This is a genomic window from Pseudoalteromonas sp. A22 (genome assembly GCF_018141345.1).
Taxonomy (GTDB): Bacteria; Pseudomonadota; Gammaproteobacteria; order Enterobacterales; family Alteromonadaceae; genus Pseudoalteromonas; species Pseudoalteromonas maricaloris.
On sequence record NZ_CP047238.1, the window covers coordinates 2,610,541 to 2,628,330 of the forward strand.

Annotated in this window: 14 protein-coding genes and 1 other RNA gene; 6 read left to right on the forward strand and 9 right to left on the reverse strand. The window is 43.8% G+C overall.

All coding sequences use genetic code 11. From position 1 onward, the window contains the following. Positions 1-60: 60 nt before the first annotated feature. On the forward strand, positions 61-912 hold the full coding sequence (locus GSF04_RS16520; RefSeq protein ID WP_211857940.1) for a hypothetical protein: 852 nt from the start codon (positions 61-63) through the stop codon (positions 910-912). A gap of 70 nt (positions 913-982) precedes the next feature. Next, complete coding sequence (locus tag GSF04_RS16525; protein ID WP_211857942.1) at positions 983-1,627, forward strand: hypothetical protein; 645 nt, start codon at positions 983-985, stop codon at positions 1,625-1,627. 270 nt (positions 1,628-1,897) lie between these two features. On the opposite strand, the gene ffs is transcribed toward GSF04_RS16525, so the two are convergent. Next, positions 1,898-1,994: signal recognition particle sRNA small type (gene ffs, locus GSF04_RS16530), an RNA gene on the reverse strand. 146 nt (positions 1,995-2,140) lie between these two features. Beyond that, on the reverse strand, positions 2,141-3,019 hold the full coding sequence (locus tag GSF04_RS16535) for a DUF3014 domain-containing protein (protein WP_010371393.1): 879 nt from the start codon (positions 3,017-3,019) through the stop codon (positions 2,141-2,143). A gap of 554 nt (positions 3,020-3,573) precedes the next feature. Here GSF04_RS16535 and GSF04_RS16540 point away from each other — a divergent pair. The 3 genes from GSF04_RS16540 to GSF04_RS16550 are packed head-to-tail and all read left to right on the forward strand — an operon-like array spanning position 3,574 to position 6,513. Then, a complete protein-coding gene (locus tag GSF04_RS16540) occupies positions 3,574-4,713 on the forward strand; it encodes a patatin-like phospholipase family protein (protein WP_045964207.1) in 1,140 nt (379 codons plus the stop codon). A 33-nt stretch (positions 4,714-4,746) separates the two neighbouring features. Then, entirely contained in the window at positions 4,747-5,925 is a 1,179-nt protein-coding gene (locus GSF04_RS16545) for a beta-propeller fold lactonase family protein (protein ID WP_211857943.1), read from the forward strand. A 6-nt stretch (positions 5,926-5,931) separates the two neighbouring features. Continuing rightward, the gene (locus GSF04_RS16550; RefSeq protein ID WP_211857944.1) at positions 5,932-6,513 is read left to right on the forward strand and encodes a GNAT family protein; all 582 of its coding nucleotides are present in this window, start codon (positions 5,932-5,934) and stop codon (positions 6,511-6,513) included. Positions 6,514-6,778: 265 nt separating this feature from the next. On the opposite strand, the gene GSF04_RS16555 is transcribed toward GSF04_RS16550, so the two are convergent. Further along, entirely contained in the window at positions 6,779-8,749 is a 1,971-nt protein-coding gene (locus tag GSF04_RS16555) for a monovalent cation:proton antiporter-2 (CPA2) family protein (RefSeq protein ID WP_211857945.1), read from the reverse strand. Positions 8,750-8,902: 153 nt separating this feature from the next. Here GSF04_RS16555 and GSF04_RS16560 point away from each other — a divergent pair, with 153 nt between their 5' ends. Then, a complete protein-coding gene (locus GSF04_RS16560; RefSeq protein ID WP_211857946.1) occupies positions 8,903-9,799 on the forward strand; it encodes a GGDEF domain-containing protein in 897 nt (298 codons plus the stop codon). Positions 9,800-9,833: 34 nt separating this feature from the next. On the opposite strand, the gene GSF04_RS16565 is transcribed toward GSF04_RS16560, so the two are convergent. The 6 genes from GSF04_RS16565 to lpxB form a co-directional block, all read right to left on the reverse strand. Next, positions 9,834-10,181, reverse strand: a complete 348-nt coding sequence (locus GSF04_RS16565; protein ID WP_039497156.1) for a hypothetical protein — start codon at positions 10,179-10,181, stop codon at positions 9,834-9,836. Further along, a complete protein-coding gene (gene tilS, locus GSF04_RS16570) occupies positions 10,174-11,481 on the reverse strand; it encodes a tRNA lysidine(34) synthetase TilS (protein ID WP_211857947.1) in 1,308 nt (435 codons plus the stop codon). Before tilS ends, GSF04_RS16565 begins: the two co-directional genes overlap by 8 nt. An 85-nt stretch (positions 11,482-11,566) precedes the next feature. After that, the gene (accA, locus tag GSF04_RS16575; protein WP_211857948.1) at positions 11,567-12,523 is read right to left on the reverse strand and encodes an acetyl-CoA carboxylase carboxyl transferase subunit alpha; all 957 of its coding nucleotides are present in this window, start codon (positions 12,521-12,523) and stop codon (positions 11,567-11,569) included. 16 nt (positions 12,524-12,539) lie between these two features. Next, positions 12,540-16,031, reverse strand: a complete 3,492-nt coding sequence (gene dnaE, locus GSF04_RS16580; RefSeq protein ID WP_102057105.1) for a DNA polymerase III subunit alpha — start codon at positions 16,029-16,031, stop codon at positions 12,540-12,542. 2 nt (positions 16,032-16,033) lie between these two features. Continuing rightward, positions 16,034-16,627, reverse strand: coding sequence for a ribonuclease HII (gene rnhB / locus GSF04_RS16585; protein ID WP_039497148.1), 594 nt, complete (start codon positions 16,625-16,627; stop codon positions 16,034-16,036). Beyond that, positions 16,617-17,771: a lipid-A-disaccharide synthase gene (lpxB, locus tag GSF04_RS16590; RefSeq protein WP_010371362.1), complete on the reverse strand. Its 1,155-nt coding sequence runs from the start codon at positions 17,769-17,771 to the stop codon at positions 16,617-16,619. The genes rnhB and lpxB overlap by 11 nt, the downstream gene beginning before the upstream one ends. Positions 17,772-17,790: the final 19 nt, after the last annotated feature.

A 17,790-nucleotide genomic window follows, 5' to 3' on the forward strand; every position in this document is an offset into this window, starting at 1 on the left:
TACTATAGGGTGGCTATCGAGTACGCATCCACCTTTACATATTACAATCAGGCGGGAATAATGAGCAATAAACGAATAAGAAACAATCAATTAGAGAGTAAACTTAAAGCAATTAATAAGTTCTCAAGTTCATTAGAACAAGCTATCCCCCTCCCCGTTAGGGGGCTACAGCGAACACTAGACAAACTCACCCCCCCTCAAGTTCAAGAGATAAGCAATCGTTTTAATAACTTGGTTCCACCAGAGTTAGCTAAGCATAATGAGCAATTGAGTAATCTAATGGGGCCTGTGGCCGAATATATTCAACAATTTAATGTGAGGCTAAAAGAGCATAAGCAGAAATTTGAATTGTGGTTGGCTCACAATAAAATCAATTTTACGGATCTTGTATCACAGGGGTGGTACCCAACATCAATGACTTTTTATTCAAAACCTGAACACGAGTTCGATTTAGAGCATTATATGGTTCAAGCTTTGAAAGAAAACTGGAAAGAACTGTCGCGCGAAATCATAGATTCTTACCCAAACCGTTCACATATACTAGAAGTAGCTTTTGCTCTTCATGAAAAAGGGAATTATATAGCATCGATACCATTGTTATATGCGCAAGCTGATGGTATATGCTGTGAGCACTTTAAGAGCTTTTTATTTGCTGGTAACAAAGTTAGTGATTCGATAGACAATCTAGAAACTGATTCAATGCTGGAAGTGTTCCTAACTCCATACAGACTGAAAAATCATCATAATGCAGGCATTTCTTGCCATAAGTCTAATCGTATTGCACCTAACAGAAATGGAATTTTACATGGACATAGAAAACATCTAAGTTATGGCACAGAAGTCAATTCGCTCAAAGCTTTTTCTTTACTCTGTTTCGTAGTCATGTCTGTCGAGCTTCTTAAAGATAGCTAGAGTAAACATTGCGAACTTTTTTGAGTTTGATTCGATGTCCACCTTATAAAAATAGAGTAATGCAAACGATATGATTAGCGACAAATCAAAAGCCCTTCTTGAGCAAATGAGAATTGACGCTGATGAATACTTTGAAAGCTTATATAAAAGGTTTAATGATGATTACAGGGTATTTGCAGATGTTTTGGATAGCTTCAATTGCAACACAAAAACGCAGCCCGAATTCGCTTTTAGAGATTTTTGGCAGCAAAAGTACGCTTCTTACCCCATAGAATCAGAACTGTGTAATTGGGCTTTTGAGCTTTTTAACAATTTAAAACGGTTTTACTCAGGAGGTGTATTTGAGCTATTCAAAACCAAGCAAGTCGAGTGGGGAGCACCACCAATCAGAATTAAACGCGAAGACGTACCAACGAACTCAGATATTGAGCAACTTGAAGATGAAGTAACTATATACCGTGGTTTATCACCCGACGAGTTTGAAAGTAAAAATTTCGCACAGTCTTGGACTATAGACTATGAAACAGCTAGACGATTTGCTCATGAAATATATAAAGATAAGATTCAAGGCATAGTTGTTAAAGCGATTGTTCCAAGAAACAAAGTTATCTATTTTGATGCTTCTGACAATGAGCAAGAAGTGATCATTGAATATGGTTCAGTAAAAATAGCGGAGATATTTGCTCCAACAAAAGCTATCAAACCCGTTAGTTGAAGTACTAATAATCAGGTAATGGCCAACTATCTTCTTTATTAAAACTTGAGCGATCGATGAGCTTCTCTCTACGTGGTACACTTCGCGATAGCAAAAGCAACTAGTACGAATGAGTTTTAGTAGATTAGTATATGAAGTGCTATTGATCTAATGAGCTGAGATTTAGTTTTTAACTTTAAAAAGATAGGAATTAGTATGTTTTAGTATACTTTTGAATGCTATTAATAAGACTTACACTTCAAACAACAAATATGGAGGTTTGGGTGGCAGTCTTACCAGCCACATCCCGGCACACAAGTCATACGCTGTGGCTGCTTCGTTCCCGACCTGACCAGATTCACGTACTATTGTTGCGAGAGGACCAATAAGACTACCATTGAGGGCCTTGTTTGGCGCGGGTAGAATTATCTCGAAGATTGCAGGGGGATGCAAGGGAAAAGTCAAAAAGCTTGGCTAACTGGGTGATGTTTAAACAGTTTGCCAAGCTTTTATGGGTTTTATGAGACTATGCGCTTATTTGTTCAACGCTATTTTGATTTCTTCTAGACGCTTTTTCACTTTTTTCATGTTTTCAGGGCCCATTCTTAAAAACTGTTTTTGCGCCGGAGAAAGTTGCTCCCATTCTGCATAAGCATATTTATAGGTAACTGAGTCTTTTACCAAAGGCAGTGCGGTGTCTGGAATGGGTGTTGCCAACAACTCGTCGATTGCGTCAGTTAACGTGCCGTTGAATGCATCTCCTTCGTAGCCTATTTCTTCGTATGCTTCTTCAAACAATGGTTTGTATTGGTCGTATAATCTAACCACTTGCGCGGTGCTCATGGTGTCGAACATGGCGACATAAGGTGTGTAACGCTCGTAGCTGTTAGGATCGGTAATAATAATGTCGTCATCAATTACGCTAAAGCCATCTTGCGGCTTCACCACTGGTGCGTGATTTTCTGCCACTTTACCCTTTGCTAGGTTATCTACATAAACCACCGTACGGCGGATCACATCATCGTCTGCCAGCAATTTTACCGCTTGATTAGAAAGATAGTTCGATACCGCTTCTTTAATTTCTGTATCACTTTGTGAAAGCGGCGGTAGTGTTACTTCAGGTTCAACCGGTTCTACTTGCTCTGGCTCGATTTGCTCTCGTTGCGGTGGCAAGGTTACTTCAGGTTCAACCACTTGCTCAGGTGGTGTTTCTCTTGCGGTATTGACCAGTGGCGTTTCTGTTTGTTCAGGCACAACAATATCTTGCTTTACCTTTTGGTTTTCCGTCGATGGAGTGTCTTTTTGTGCTAGCACAAACACAGCCACAATAATCAACGCTAGTACAACTACCGCGGCAAATAACAACTGGCTGTTAGAAGGTCTTTTATTACCTTCTTGATGATTCTCTGACATGGGGACTCCCTCTTCGTCATTGTTGATACGCGTTAATGTAAAACTATCACCAAATACTTGACTAATAACTTAATGCGCGCTGAAACCCTAAAAAAATGCGTTGTGGTGCAAACTCTGGCTACACCTTGTTCAAACATTTGATCTTAATAAAAATACTTGAGCACCGAACTTAAGTTCAGTACATTGAAGTTAAGCTAAATTGCCACTTTATTAAATACAAAATCGCGCCAATTAGCGACTAAATTAAACCGCTAGTTTGTTAAAATTTGTTTGTGCCACCATAGCGCTTTAGTGCTTAAATTTCAAAATAATAGCCTAATATGTTGCGCGGGTATGTGCACTCAGACAACTTGGGTTTTAGCTAGGTTCAACTAGAATAAATAATACAACCTATAAGCGGCTTAAGGGCAAAGTGGCACTTTACTACTAAAAATAACGCATTTACTGGAGTTATCAACTCTTTGCACCTAAAGCATTACAACTTCAACAAAGATAAATAACGCATAAAAAGACCAAATTTAAATTAAGCAAATTTAACAGCAGGATGGCCTCTTTTGAGAAAGCATAGAACGAGTGATAAAAAAATAGCCTTACTACTGACTGGAGGTGGTGCAAGGGCCGCTTATCAAGTTGGGGTATTAAAGGCGCTTGCGCAAAGTATGCCTCGTACTTCTCCCCTCCCTTTTGAAATCATTACTGGCACCTCAGCCGGCGCAATTAACTCGGCGGGGATTGCCTGTTACGCATCTTGTTTTCACCTTGCGGTGAAAAAAGTGGAATATATTTGGAAGAACTTTAGCACCGACATGGTGTACAAAAGCTCGTTTACCGGTGCATACGGCCATTTATTTGCCAATATGATGCGCAGCTTTCAAGCGCAGTACCTTAATCAGCCACCAGCCAGCTTGTTAAATAACTCGCCGCTTCGAAAGCTGCTGGCCAATGTGCTTGATTTAAATCGCATCGATCACAATCTACACCGCCATTATCTTGATGCTATCGCGATTACGGTTTCGAGCTATTCTACTGGTAAGTCTGTGGCGTTTTATCAGGCGAACAATGCTGAGCCTTGGCAGCGCTCAAAGCGCGAAGGTGTTCCGGGCACGATTTCGCTCGACTTACTCATGGCAAGTTCGGCTATACCTATGGTGTTTCCAAGCGTGCGCGTTAAGCATCATTACTATGGTGATGGCTCTATCCACCAGCTCTCTCCGCTTAGCCCTGCCATTCATTTAGGTGCGGATAAAATCTTTGTGATCGGTGTTGAGCAGCCTAAACTGCCACAGCCGCTCGGTTATGAACCGCATTTTCCGGGAATGTCTGTGGTCGCCGGTCACCTGCTAGACAGTGTGTTTAGCGATACCCTAAATTCAGACATCGAACGCCTCGACCGCGTCAACCGTACGGTAAGCTTGCTACCGGCCAGAGAAAAGCACAAAGAGCTTAGGCGAGTAGATCATATGCTCATCAAGCCAACGGTTAATTTTAATGAAGTCGCAGATCATTATTACGAAGATATGCCGTTGGCAATCAAGCTGTTACTCAGAACCATGGGGGTTAAAAAGCATTCTCCGTCGAGTTTAACGAGTTACTTGCTGTTTGAGCGTACTTATACACAAAAACTCATTGAGCTTGGATTTGAAGACGGCATGAACCGCTTGGACGAAATGAGAGAGTTTTTGGAACTCAAGTAAGATTTACAAAAATAAAAATAGGTAGTGAAAAAGATGTATAAACCTACTATAAGCGCACTTCTGCTTATCGCACTTGGGTCAATTTCATTTAGCGCACAAAGCCAAACGTTCGACGTTGTTCAAATCATCCAAAATAACACCGCTGGGTTTAGCGGCTTAGATAATCCAAGGCAGCTGCGTTTTAATCGCCAAGGTACGCAGGCCGTTGCAGTAAGTGGCGACGATAACGCAGTGGTTACATTTACGCTTGATGCAAATAAGCAGCTAGTCCAAGATCAACTCTTTCAATCGAGCGACGCGCATCCACTTTTACTGACTGGCGCATCCGATGCGGTATTCGTAAATAGCAACCTCATTCTTAACACTAGCTTTTACGATGGTGCATTAAATGTGTTTGCAAAAGATAAAACGGGTAAGTTTAACCTTGTGCAAACATTTTCTGACGAAGTGCCTTACAAAGTGGTGTTTGATCCAACCAAAAATGCCTCAGCTCATGACACCCTTAGCTTGTTTGCACCTTGGAAAATTAGCTTAAGTGGCGACAAGCGCTATGCATTTATCCCAAGTTATAAAAGCAATACGGTCACTGCTTTTAGGATCACTCCTACAAACAGCGTGACTTGGCTCGGCCCTATTGATAGCGCTGAGCAAACTGACATGGGTGGGCCTGTGGATGTGCTAGTAAGTAAAGAGGCTAACGCGCTTATCGTTGCAGGTTATGAAGGTGATGTCATTACGCTGTGGCAACAGACAAAAGGTACTTATACTGTTAAGCAGCGCATCGTTAAAAACGACACTAACCTGCTCGCACTCAGTAAACCACAAGCCTTGGTTGCTAGCTCAGATTTCACTGTTTTTTATGTTGCAGCGGCGGGCAGTAACAGCATTTTAGCCTTTGAGCGTCAACAAAATGGTCAATATCATTTGCTCCAAACCATTGATGCAAACCAAGTTGGCAAGCCACTTAACGGTGTCTCCACCTTGTTACTTGCTGCTGATGGCAAAAGGTTGTTCGCAGCGTCTGAGAGTAGCTCTGGTATTGCAGAGTTTAGCGTTACCGCAACGGGCAAGCTCACACATATCGCAACTTTTGATGATTTGACCAATCCCTTAGCCAATATATCGGCCTTGGCTTTTGTGACAGACGCAAATCACTTAGCCGTATCTCTTGCAAAACAAGATACCATCAAAATACTCAAAATAAGGAAGTAGTAACGCATGTGGCCAACTGATAAACCACTGATAGGACACCATGTCACCCTTGAACCATTATCAACAACACATATTAATGCGCTGCAACAGGCAGTAAAAGATGGTGAAGCTTGGAAGCTTTGGTATGCCAATGTACCTAATCCAGAGGATATGGAGCACTATGTTAACACTGCGATAAGCCAAGGATCTGAAGGCAACCTTGCCTATGCGGTAAGGCTAAATAGCAGCAACGAAATCGTGGGAACCACCCGCTATTACAATGCAGATATAGCCAATCGCCGTGCCATGCTAGGCTATACATGGTACAGCGATAAAGTACGTCGAACAGCGGTTAACACGGAGTGTAAGTTTTTGCTGTTACAGCAACTTTTTGAAGATTTTGACGCCATTGCCGTTGAATTTAGAACCCACTTTTTTAATCATGCCTCTCGCAATGCCATTGAGCGGCTTGGCGCCAAGCTCGATGGTATCTTGCGCAGCCACCAGATCGGTAGAAACGGTGAGCTAAGAGACACCGTTGTGTATTCAATTATCGCCTCAGAATGGCCCACCGTTAAGCAGCATTTATTGAGCAAGCTCGACAGGTAGTAAAAGCATAAAAGATCGCAGGGTGAACCTGCTCCTACTTTGTGTGGTAGGAGACGTTTTAGGCGGCGAGCCGTAACAGCAAAAACAATACTCAAGATCGCAGGGTGAACCTGCTCCTACTTTGTGTTGTAGGAGATGCTTTACGCGGCGAGCAGTGACAAAAAAACAATACACAAGATAGCAGGGTGAACCTGCTCCTACTTTGTGTTGTAGGAGACGCTTTATGCGGCGAACTGTTAAAAAAGCATAGATTTAAGAAACGTTATTACGGCAGGCCATCGAGTAAAAACTGCTCCGCACGTTCAACGCGGCGGGGCTTCCCCTTTAACAGCAAAACATCATTAACGCGTAAAACGGTTTGCTCATCTGGTTGAGCAATTTCTTCGCCGTCGCGTCTTAACGCAGTAATATCAACGCGCTTAACCTTGAGCTCAAGCTCAGCAATTGACTTGTTAACGGCATATGCATGGTCAGGCAAAGCAATGGCATGCAGATATTCTAGTCGCTCGCCTGTGACTTCATGCAGATCACTGCTGTCTCCAGCAAAAAAACCATGTAAATACGGATAACGATTTTCTCGCTCTTTACTGACGCGACGAAAAATTCTGCGCATTGGCACGCCAGACATGTACAGCACATGAGAAACCAACATCAAACTTGCTTCTAAAGTTTCTGGCACAACTTCTGCGACGCCCATGGCTTTTAATTGCTCCATGTAGCTGTCATCTTTCATGCGTACCAAGATCTTCACTTCATGGGTACGCCGACGAATGGCGTCAACAACCACCTGCGTCTGTTCAAAGTCATCAAAGGTGATAATAACCAAGCGCGCTTTATCAATATTTACTGACTTTAACAGCGTTTTTTGTGCCGCATGACCAAATAACACGGGCTCACCCGCAATTTGTGCGTCTTGTACAATTTGCGGGTTACGCTCTACCGCAATATAAGGAATAGCCTCTGGACGTAAAAACCGTGCGATAGTTTGACCAACACGCGCATAACCAAAAATCACAACATGATTTTTTAAATCAGCCGCGTTATAACCACTCGGCGCTTCGGGTTGCCAGTCTTTTTCTATTCCCAAGATATTGAGAATATGCGCGGTTTTACTAATAAGATAAGGCGTTAACGCCATAGACAACACGCCAAGCGTGATCAAGAAGGACACTTCATTTTTGTCTAATAACTGATGTTTACTGGCAAGAGCAACTAATACAAAGCCAAATTCACCCATTTGCCAGATCAAAATACCAGCACCCCATGCGTCTTTTTTACGCTCTCCCATTAACTGCGCAACGCCAACGATTATCAACACTTTGATCACAAGCACCGCGGCAAGTGCTGCAACAATATAAATAAACTGGTCGAGCACATAAGGAATATTTAGCTGCATACCCACTGTGACAAAAAAGAGTCCCATTAAAATATCTCGAAATGGTCTAATTTCTGCTTCAAGCTGATGCCGATATTGGCTTTCCCCTAACATCATGCCCGCTAAAAATGCGCCGAGCGCCATTGAAAGCCCGAATGCATAAGTGAGCGAACCCGCGCACAAGGCAACAACCAAGGTAGATAAAACAAAGAGCTCATCTGTTCTTACTAATGCGATTTCGTTAAATATTCTAGGTAGTAACCACTTACCTATTGCCCATAAAACCAAACACACAACCGCCCCCTTAGCAAACGCAAAAAGTAGCGCTGACGCCAGCTCTGAGTTACTCGCAGAGGAAATAAGCGGAAACGCGATGAGCAGCGGCACAACGGCAATATCTTGGAATAACAACATACCAATACCGAGCTGACCATGACGTGTGTTGAGCATCCCCAGCTCTTTTAACAGCTTAACCACAACCGCCGTAGAGGAGAGTGCAATGAGGCTCGCAATCACAAATGACCCAACCCACTCATATTGCATAAAACGCAACACTAACATACCAATTATCGTGGTCATAATGACCTGCAAACTCCCTAAGCCGAATACTACGTTTCGCATTGCCATTAATTTTGGCACGGAAAATTCAAGCCCTAAACTGAACAGTAAAAATACGATCCCAAGCTCGGCCATAAAGTGAATTTCTTGGCTGTCACTCATCCATCCAATGCCGTGACTGCCCGCAATGACTCCAGTGAGCAAATAAGCCAGAATAGGCGGCAAGCCAATCCGTTTAAAGGACCAGACTAAAATCACAGCACATAACAGCAAGGCAAAAACCTGCGCGAAGATACTTTGCAATCTGCCTCCTGAGCGAAAAAATTGACGGGGAATAAAGGTGGATTTCTTTTTCTTTCTCTTAAATATAGCAAGCGTTTGTTTTTAAGCCAGTTTAAATTTTTGGCATAAAGTTCGCATATTAATCATGTATTGTTGTATTTAAGGGGAAGAAATATGGAAAATGTCCATATTTTGACACAAAGATTGCCGACCAGAGGCGATTACTTGCCGTTCAATTCTGAACAGTATAGTACGCAAGGCGGTGAACACTACGCGCGATTAGTCGATAAACTTCAGACAACACTCAACATTGAAGAGCTGTTGACTATTTACGCGGAGCATGTGGCAAGAATTTCAAAAATTTCGGGACTCCAGTTCCATTGTAGCCTTGGCGTCTTTCAGATGAAGGACAGCGATAGCCAATTCCCAGCTAGTACGTTTGATCTTGAGCTCGAAAAAGAGCACTTAGGCCAGCTGGTGTATTTCAGTGAGTTTCCATTTAGTGAAGCTATCAAGGCAAAATTGTCAAAATTACACGCCTGTTTAATTTACCCAATGCGTAACGCTTTGATGTATAACCGCGTGTTGCAATTAGCAACCAAAGACTCACTAACGGGACTTTACAATCGCAGTCAGTTTGCAGACAACTTAGAAGAAAAGCTTGAACGATGCCGTCGTCAACATCGTAATTTCAGCTTAATGCTTTTAGATTTAGACAACTTTAAGCAGGTGAATGATGTTCATGGTCATAAAGCCGGTGATGAAGTGTTGGTTGAGTTTTCACGTATTTTACAAACCTCAACACGCGCAACTGACTCGGTATTTAGGTTCGGTGGTGATGAGTTCGCCATTTTAATTGACGATCCTGCGTTTACCACCAACAAAGTGATCGCAGAAAGAATTATGGAAGCCGTAAGAAAGTCGAGTATGTTGGTTAAATACACGGTGACCACAAGCATTGGCTTTACGCTGGCATCGAGCCATGATACTGCCGACAATATATTTGCTCGTTCGGATAGCGGCTTATACCGCGCCAAAGCAGCCGGACGAAACTGCGCTCGCGCAGTATAAAAAAACCACTTCCCCTTTTGCTCAGTGTTATGCGTTAACGCTGAGCATCTTTTCCTAAGTATAGGTATGCCATCAGGGCAAGCGCCGCGCCGTTAAAAAATCCATTTATTACCCATGCCAGCGCAAGGAAATCGGGTAACTCTGAAAACATCACCGCAAGCATTGGCGCAAGTAAGCCAAGAATAAAATACATTCCGCCCTTACCATGCCAATACAATAGTAAAAACACAATACTGATAATGCCTGATGCCGAAGCAAATATTTGATTCAGCCACACCACTTCACTCGACATAAAGAGTACGATAAACACCACCGCAGTGAACACCACCGCATAAGGCGCTTTTTGCGCTAACTGTTGGCCAATCTTTTTACTTTCAGTCATCTTTTACTACCCAAATAATGCCATTATCCTCTGCGTGCTCGGCACTCACAAACAGTCCGTTCACCGCCACCGGTGTATCATTGTAATAAACAACCGCAATAGAATCACGCTCCCAGCTTGGAATGTGTAAATCTTTTAGCCAATGTTTCAAGGTATTAGAGCCAGGTTTGCCCTGTGGTTTGATTTTATCTTTAAGTCTGCCGTAACGAATGCTAACGATTTCATCCGTGAAAGGTTTGCGGACCCCCTTGCCAATTTGTAAAGCAACAGGTGTACTTTGCCCGCTGAGTTCGTTGAGATTAACGGTCTCAATGTCATGCTTTTGGCTATTTTCCGTTACCCAATAAAGTGCATCACGATAACGCCTCACTGCGCCTTGCTTAAAACGAATTTCAAGTTGACTGTCTTGGCGTGATGAAAACGCCTGTTGTACGATTTCATCCAACTGTTTTTGACTCGGCATCTCTATGCCCTGCTTTGATAACCACAGTCTGATGACATTATCTCTTCTTGCACAAGAGAGCCCTTGTAAAGCAGTGATGTTTAGCGCCATCTGACAACGACACTTTTGCAAGTCTTCTTCACTGACTTCATCAATTATGGCTTGTTGGCGCTGTAAAATATCAATACTGCGCAGTGTGTTAGCGACAAAACCATTGAATCGAGAGGTAAGTAACGGGATCACCTGATTGCGTAAAAAGTTACGGTCAAACGCATCGTCGGCGTTGGACTCATCAGTAATATGCTCAAGACCAAACTGCCGTGCAAATGCTTCAATGTCACTGCGACTAACGGCAAGTAACGGACGAATACAATAGCGCCCAGATGCCAGCTGAGTTGTCGCTCTCATCGCTCCAAGCCCGAGTAATCCTGAGCCGCGCTTTAATCTCAGTAAGAAAGTTTCTACTTGGTCATCGGCATGTTGTCCAAGCACGATTGCAAAACCTGCTTTGGCCGCGTCATCTAATGCTTGATAGCGAGCTTCGCGTGCTTGCGCTTCAAGGCTAGTGCGGGCTTTCCGAGTAATCGAAACCTGTTTTGCAACAAAGGGAACATTAAGTGTTTCACAAAGTGATTGGCAAAATTGCTGCCACTGCGATGCGTACCCAGACAAGCCATGATTAACATAAACCGCCTGGAGTGCAATGTTATGCTTATTTGCATATTCTCGACAAAGATGGAGCAACACAACCGAATCCACACCACCAGATAAGGCAATGCACAACCCTTTGGCGTCAAGGCCGGAGCTCAATAGCTTTAAACTTGACTCTACTTGTTGGTAAACCCGACTATTAATCATGTTTTCTACAATCAATAAAAAAGCCGCTCAATAGCGGCTTTTTAACTTAAATTAGCATTGATATCAATACGAGCAGAAACCCGTATTAACAATAACCAAATGACATCAGGCGCTTATAACGCTGATCTAACATCTCTTCGGTGCTTAGCGCTTCAAGATCAGCCAAGTCACGTTTAAGCTGCACTTTCAGGTTTTTCGCCATCGCATCGTAGTTACGGTGTGCGCCACCTAGCGGCTCTTCGATGATGTTATTGATAAGATCCAGCTCTTTTACGCGAGAGGCTGATACACCCATAGCTTCTGCTGCAAGTGAAGCTTTGTCTGCACTTTTCCAAAGAATAGAAGCACACCCTTCAGGTGAAATTACCGAATACGTGCTGTATTGCAGCATGTTTACTCTGTCACCTACCCCGATGGCTAATGCGCCACCAGAGCCGCCTTCACCAATTACGGTACAAATGGTTGGTACTTTGAGCGCAGCCATCACCTTAAGGTTACGTGCAATCGCTTCACTTTGACCGCGCTCTTCAGCGCCTACGCCCGGATAAGCTCCCGGTGTATCGATAAAGGTGATGATTGGCATCTTAAAGCGTTCAGCCATTTCCATTAAGCGCAATGCTTTACGATAACCTTCTGGCTTTGGCATACCAAAGTTACGTTTGATTTTTTCAGCCGTATCACGACCTTTTTGCTGACCGATAATCATTACTGGCTTGTCGTCAAGACGTGCAACACCACCAAGAATAGCCGGATCGTTAGCAAAAGTACGGTCGCCCGCAAACTCGTCAAACTCGGTAAAAATGCGTTCAATATAATCGCGAGTATATGGACGAAGCGGATGACGTGCTAATTGAGACACTTGCCAAGCGCCTAAAGCGTCGAAAATTTTCTTTGTTTGCTCAACATTTTTGTCTTTTAAGCGGCTGATCTCTTCTTCAAGGCTAAGATCTAAATCGCCAGAGCGGCTAACGTTTTGTAATTCTTTGATCTTTGCTTCCAATTCAGCGATTGGAAGTTCAAATTCAAGATAATTGAGGCTCATGCTCTAAACTACCTGTTTAGTTAAATTCTAATTCTAATTCCTGCGCCGCCAGCAGTGATAAACGAGTTAAAAGCTCATCACTTGGCGTCACACACCATTGTGTTCCTAATGTTAACTCTGCTAATGCATCAGGACGCTGATATTTAATTTTTACCGGACACGTTCCAAATTTATATGGTTCTAGCACTTTTTTGAAATTATCAAAGAAGTTCGCGTCAATTTGAGCCATATTTAGCGTCATTTTTATTGCACTAATACGCTTTTCTCGCGCCTGAGCAATGGTAGAGATTTCTCTTGCGGTCATTGTAATGCCACCAGAGAAGTTATCAAAGCTGACCTGTCCAGATATTACCAAGATTTGGTTAATTTGCAGCATTTCTTGGTACATTTCAAACTGTTCAGGAAATAAGCGTACATCAATTCGGGCACTTTTGTCATCTAAAGTGATAAGTCCCCAACGCGCTCCTTTTTTGTTTATCAAGGTACGAGCATTGATAACCAGTCCCGCCGCGGTTGCTACCGTATCACGATTACCGGGTTGTAAGTCAACTAACTTGCCAGAGGTATAATATTTTAATTCTTTGCGATATTGATTAATTGGGTGGCCTGTTAGATAAAGACCTAAGGTTTCTTTTTCCCCATTTAACCATTCTTTATCGCTGAGCGGCGTGGCTTTGATAAAGGCTTGTTCAACCTCCTCAGGCTCAACCGCTAGCAAACCAAATAAGTCGCTCTGTCCAAGTGATTCGGCTTTGTGATGCTGCTCTGCCGACTTCATGGCATCCTTTAAGCTTGCCAGTAAAGTCGCGCGCCCAGGCTGATCTCTGTCAGGACCAAGCTTATCAAGCGCTCCTGCGTAAATGAGCTTTTCAATCACGCGTTTATTTAGACGCTTTAAATCAACTCGCGCACAGAAGTCGAATAAATCTTTAAATTCTCCCCCTTGGGCTCGCGCTTCAAGGATCGCTTCAACGGGGCCTTCACCTACGCCTTTTATCGCACCTAAACCATAGACGATCTCACCTTGAAGATTTACAGCAAATTTGTAGACACCGGCATTCACGTCTGGTGGTAGCAGCGTCAACTTCATGTTTTCGCATTCATCTACCAAGGTTACGATTTTGTCGGTGTTATCCATATCCGCTGACATTACTGCCGCCATAAACTCGGCAGGGAAATGGGTCTTCATCCATAGCGTTTGGTACGACACTAACGCGTAGGCTGCGGAGTGTGATTTGTTAAAGCCGTAACCCGCGAACTTTTCTACCAAGTCGAAGATTTTCATGGCAAGTTCGCCTTCGACGCCATTATCTTTGGCACCATCTTCGAACGTTGCACGTTGCTTCGCCATTTCTTCAGGCTTTTTCTTACCCATCGCACGACGAAGTAAGTCAGCGCCACCTAGACTATAACCGGCAAGCACCTGCGCTATCTGCATTACCTGTTCTTGATATAGGATGATCCCGTAGGTTGGCTCCAGTATGGGTTGTAGACTTTCATGCTGGTATTGTGCATCTGGATACGATACTTCTTCACGACCATGCTTACGGTCGATAAAGTTATCTACCATGCCCGATTGCAAAGGACCCGGACGGAATAGCGCAACCAGTGCGATCATGTCTTCGAAACAGTCTGGCTTCAAGCGACGGATCAAGTCTTTCATACCACGAGATTCCAGCTGGAATACCGCAGTTGTTTGTGCGTCTAGTAACACTTTAAAACTTGCAGGGTCATCCAATGGGATCGCAGCGATATCAATCGGCTCACGACTTTCTCTGCCAAGGCGTTCGTTCGCCATGTCGAGCGCCCATTGCAAAATGGTTAGCGTTCTTAGACCGAGGAAGTCAAACTTAACCAGACCTGCGGTTTCTACGTCGTTCTTATCAAACTGGGTAACTGGGAACTTACCTTCTTCGTCACAATACAGTGCTGCAAAATCGGTAATGGTGGTAGGCGAGATAACAACACCACCGGCGTGTTTACCCGCGTTACGCGTACAGCCTTCAAGAATGCGACATTTATCAATCAGTTCACGAACTTCTTCATCGCTATCGTAAGCTTCAGGCAAGCGAGGTTCAACATCAAACGCTTTGGCAAGTGTCATACCGGGGTCGCCAGGTACAAGCTTGGAGATCCTATCTACGAAGCCATAAGGGTGACCAAGCACACGACCAACGTCTCGAATTACCGCTTTTGCCGCCATCGTACCAAAGGTGATGATCTGAGATACGGCGTCTCGACCATACAGTTTAGCAACGTGGTCAATTACCTCGTCTCGTCTATCCATACAGAAGTCGACGTCAAAGTCTGGCATCGAAACCCGCTCGGGGTTAAGGAATCGTTCGAATAGGAGATCGAATTCAAGTGGGTCAAGATCCGTGATCTTAAGCGCATATGCCACCAAAGAGCCGGCACCGGAACCACGACCAGGACCGACAGGGATGCCGTTATCCTTACTCCACTGAATGAACTCCATTACGATTAAGAAGTAACCAGGGAATCCCATTTGGTTGATAACGTCGAGTTCAACCTGCAGACGGTCGTCATACTCACCACGCTTTTCTTTACGATCATTTTCATCAGGGAATAAGAACTGCAACCGTTCTTCTAGACCATCTCGCGATACTTTTACCAAGAAATCTTCAATCGCCAGATCGCCCGTTGGATAATCTGGTAGGAAGTAGGTGCCAAGCTGTACCGTCACGTTACAGCGCTTAGCGATTTCTACGGTGTTTTCTAAAGCTTCTGGAATGTCACTAAAGAGCGCTTGCATTTGCTCTGAAGTCTTTAAATATTGCTCTTTAGAAAAGCGTTTTGGTCGATTTTTGTCTTCTAATGTATAACCGTCGTGAATCGCAACACGAATTTCGTGGGCATCAAAGTCTTTTTCGTGTAAAAACACCACTTCATTCGTCGCCACAACCGGTATATTACGCGCAGCCGCCACCTCCACAGCACCATGGAGATATTCTTCTTCTTGTGCACGTGCGGTGCGTTGCAGCTCAATATAAAAATGGTCGCTAAAATGCTGCTCGTAAAACGCCAGCGTTTCTTCAATTAGCTTAGGATTGCCTTTTAAGATGGCTTTACCTAAATCGCCATCTTTCGCGCCGGAGATAAGGATCAGCCCTTCTTTGTATTTTGCGAGCCATTCTTTATCAATAACAGGGCGATGGAATACATGACCGCGAAGATAGGCATCGGAGATCAACAAGGTTAGGTTTTTATACCCTTGATTGTTCTTAGCGAGAACGAGAATTCGGCTTGGTTCATCAGGAAACTGATCTGACTTGAGCCAAAAATCCGCACCAATTATTGGCTTGATCCCTGCCCCGTGTGCGCCACCATAAAAACGCACCAAACCACATAAGTTCATTTGATCGGTGATGGCAAGCGCAGGCATTGCAAGCTCTTCGGCCCTTGCCACAATTGGTTTGGTCTTCGCTAGACCATCCACCATTGAGAAGTCACTGTGTACACGCAAATGGACAAACTGCGGGGCTGGCATGCTTACTCCTTCTCGGCCAAAATTCGTTGCACAGGCTTAAAGCTTGTACGGTGATGCGGAGTAACACCATGTGCTTCGAGCGCGGCAAAGTGGGCTTTGGTTGGATAACCTTTGTGGCCTGCAAAACCAAACTCAGGATATTCCGCATCGAGTGCTAGCATCTCATTATCTCGGGTGACTTTCGCCAATATAGATGCCGCACTTATCTCTGCAACTAGGCTATCCCCTTTTACAACTGCGGTTGCCGCAACACTCAGCTTGGGTAAACGATTTCCATCAACAAATACATGATCCGGTTGAATTTCCAATCCTTCAACTGCGCGTGTCATCGCCAACATTGTTGCGTGAAGAATATTCAAATCGTCAATTTCTGCAACTGATGCTCTCGCAATGCAGTAACATAATGCCTTTTCTTTTATTTCTTCTGCCAATGCAATGCGCTTTTTCTCTGACAGTTTTTTCGAGTCGGTTAACCCTACTATTGGTTTGGTTGGATCTAAAATGACGGCAGCGGTCACAACGTCACCCACCAACGGGCCACGTCCTACCTCGTCAACGCCTGCAATATACTGCACATCAGGACGTTCAATTTGCATCTATTAACTCCATTACAGCCTGAGCCGCTTGTTTGCTGGCATTTAGGCGAATGTTCTCATGTATCTCGTAAAACTTTCTAACAAGCTTGCTATTATTGCCTTTTAACATCGGGAAAAGTGCATCAGCAAGTGCGTCAGGATTACACTCTGCCTGTAAAAACTCAGGCACAAGTGGTGCGTCAGCCAATAAATTCGGCAAGGCAAAGTATTTGATGTTAAAGGTAAAAAAGGTATTAAAAATCCAATAACTCTTAGGATTTAGCTTATACCCTACCACCATTGGCTTCTTATATAGCATTGCTTCAAGTGTGGCAGTACCCGAGGCCAGTAAAACGGTATCCGCTGCTTGCATTGCCAGTGCTGACTGGCCGTCAAGCATAATTGGGTTCAATTCCGGCGCGACTTCGTTCAAGGCTTCCAAAAATTGTGCTCTGCGCTTCTCGTTTACCAAAGGCACAACTATTTTTAAGTTAGGAATTTTATCGACTAATTTTTTTGCAGTGGCAAGATAAGTGCGGCTCAATAAGCCAACTTCAGAGCCCCTACTACCAGGTAGCAGTGCTAAAACCGTATCATCTTGACTTAAGTTCAGCTGTGCACGCGCACCTGCGGTATCTGGCTCAAGTGGAATTTCATCCGCTAGCGTATGGCCCACAAATGTACAAGGCACTTCATGTTTATCATAAAAGGCTTTTTCGAACGGCAGCAAAGACAGCACTAGGTTAGTCGCCTCGGCAATCTTATGGATGCGTTTTTGACGCCACGCCCACACACTCGGGCTTACATACTGAATGGTTTTAATTCCTGCCGCTTTCAACGGTTTTTCAACACGCAAATTAAAATCCGGCGCATCGATACCGATGAATACATCGGGTGGATTATCAATAAAGTAATTCACCAACTGCTTTTTAATTTTTAGCAAGCGAGGTAAGCGACCAAGCACTTCGACTAGTCCCATAACAGCGAGTTCATCCATGTCAAACAGGCTTTTACAACCCGCTTGTTGCATTTTAGGACCACCGATCCCGACAAAATTGGCATTGGGGTAATGAAGTTTTAGCGCGTTTATGAGGCCAGCACCGAGTATATCGCCCGATAACTCTCCTGCGACCACGCCAATGGTGATATTTTTTTCGTTAGCCATTGTTATTTTTCAGTATAAA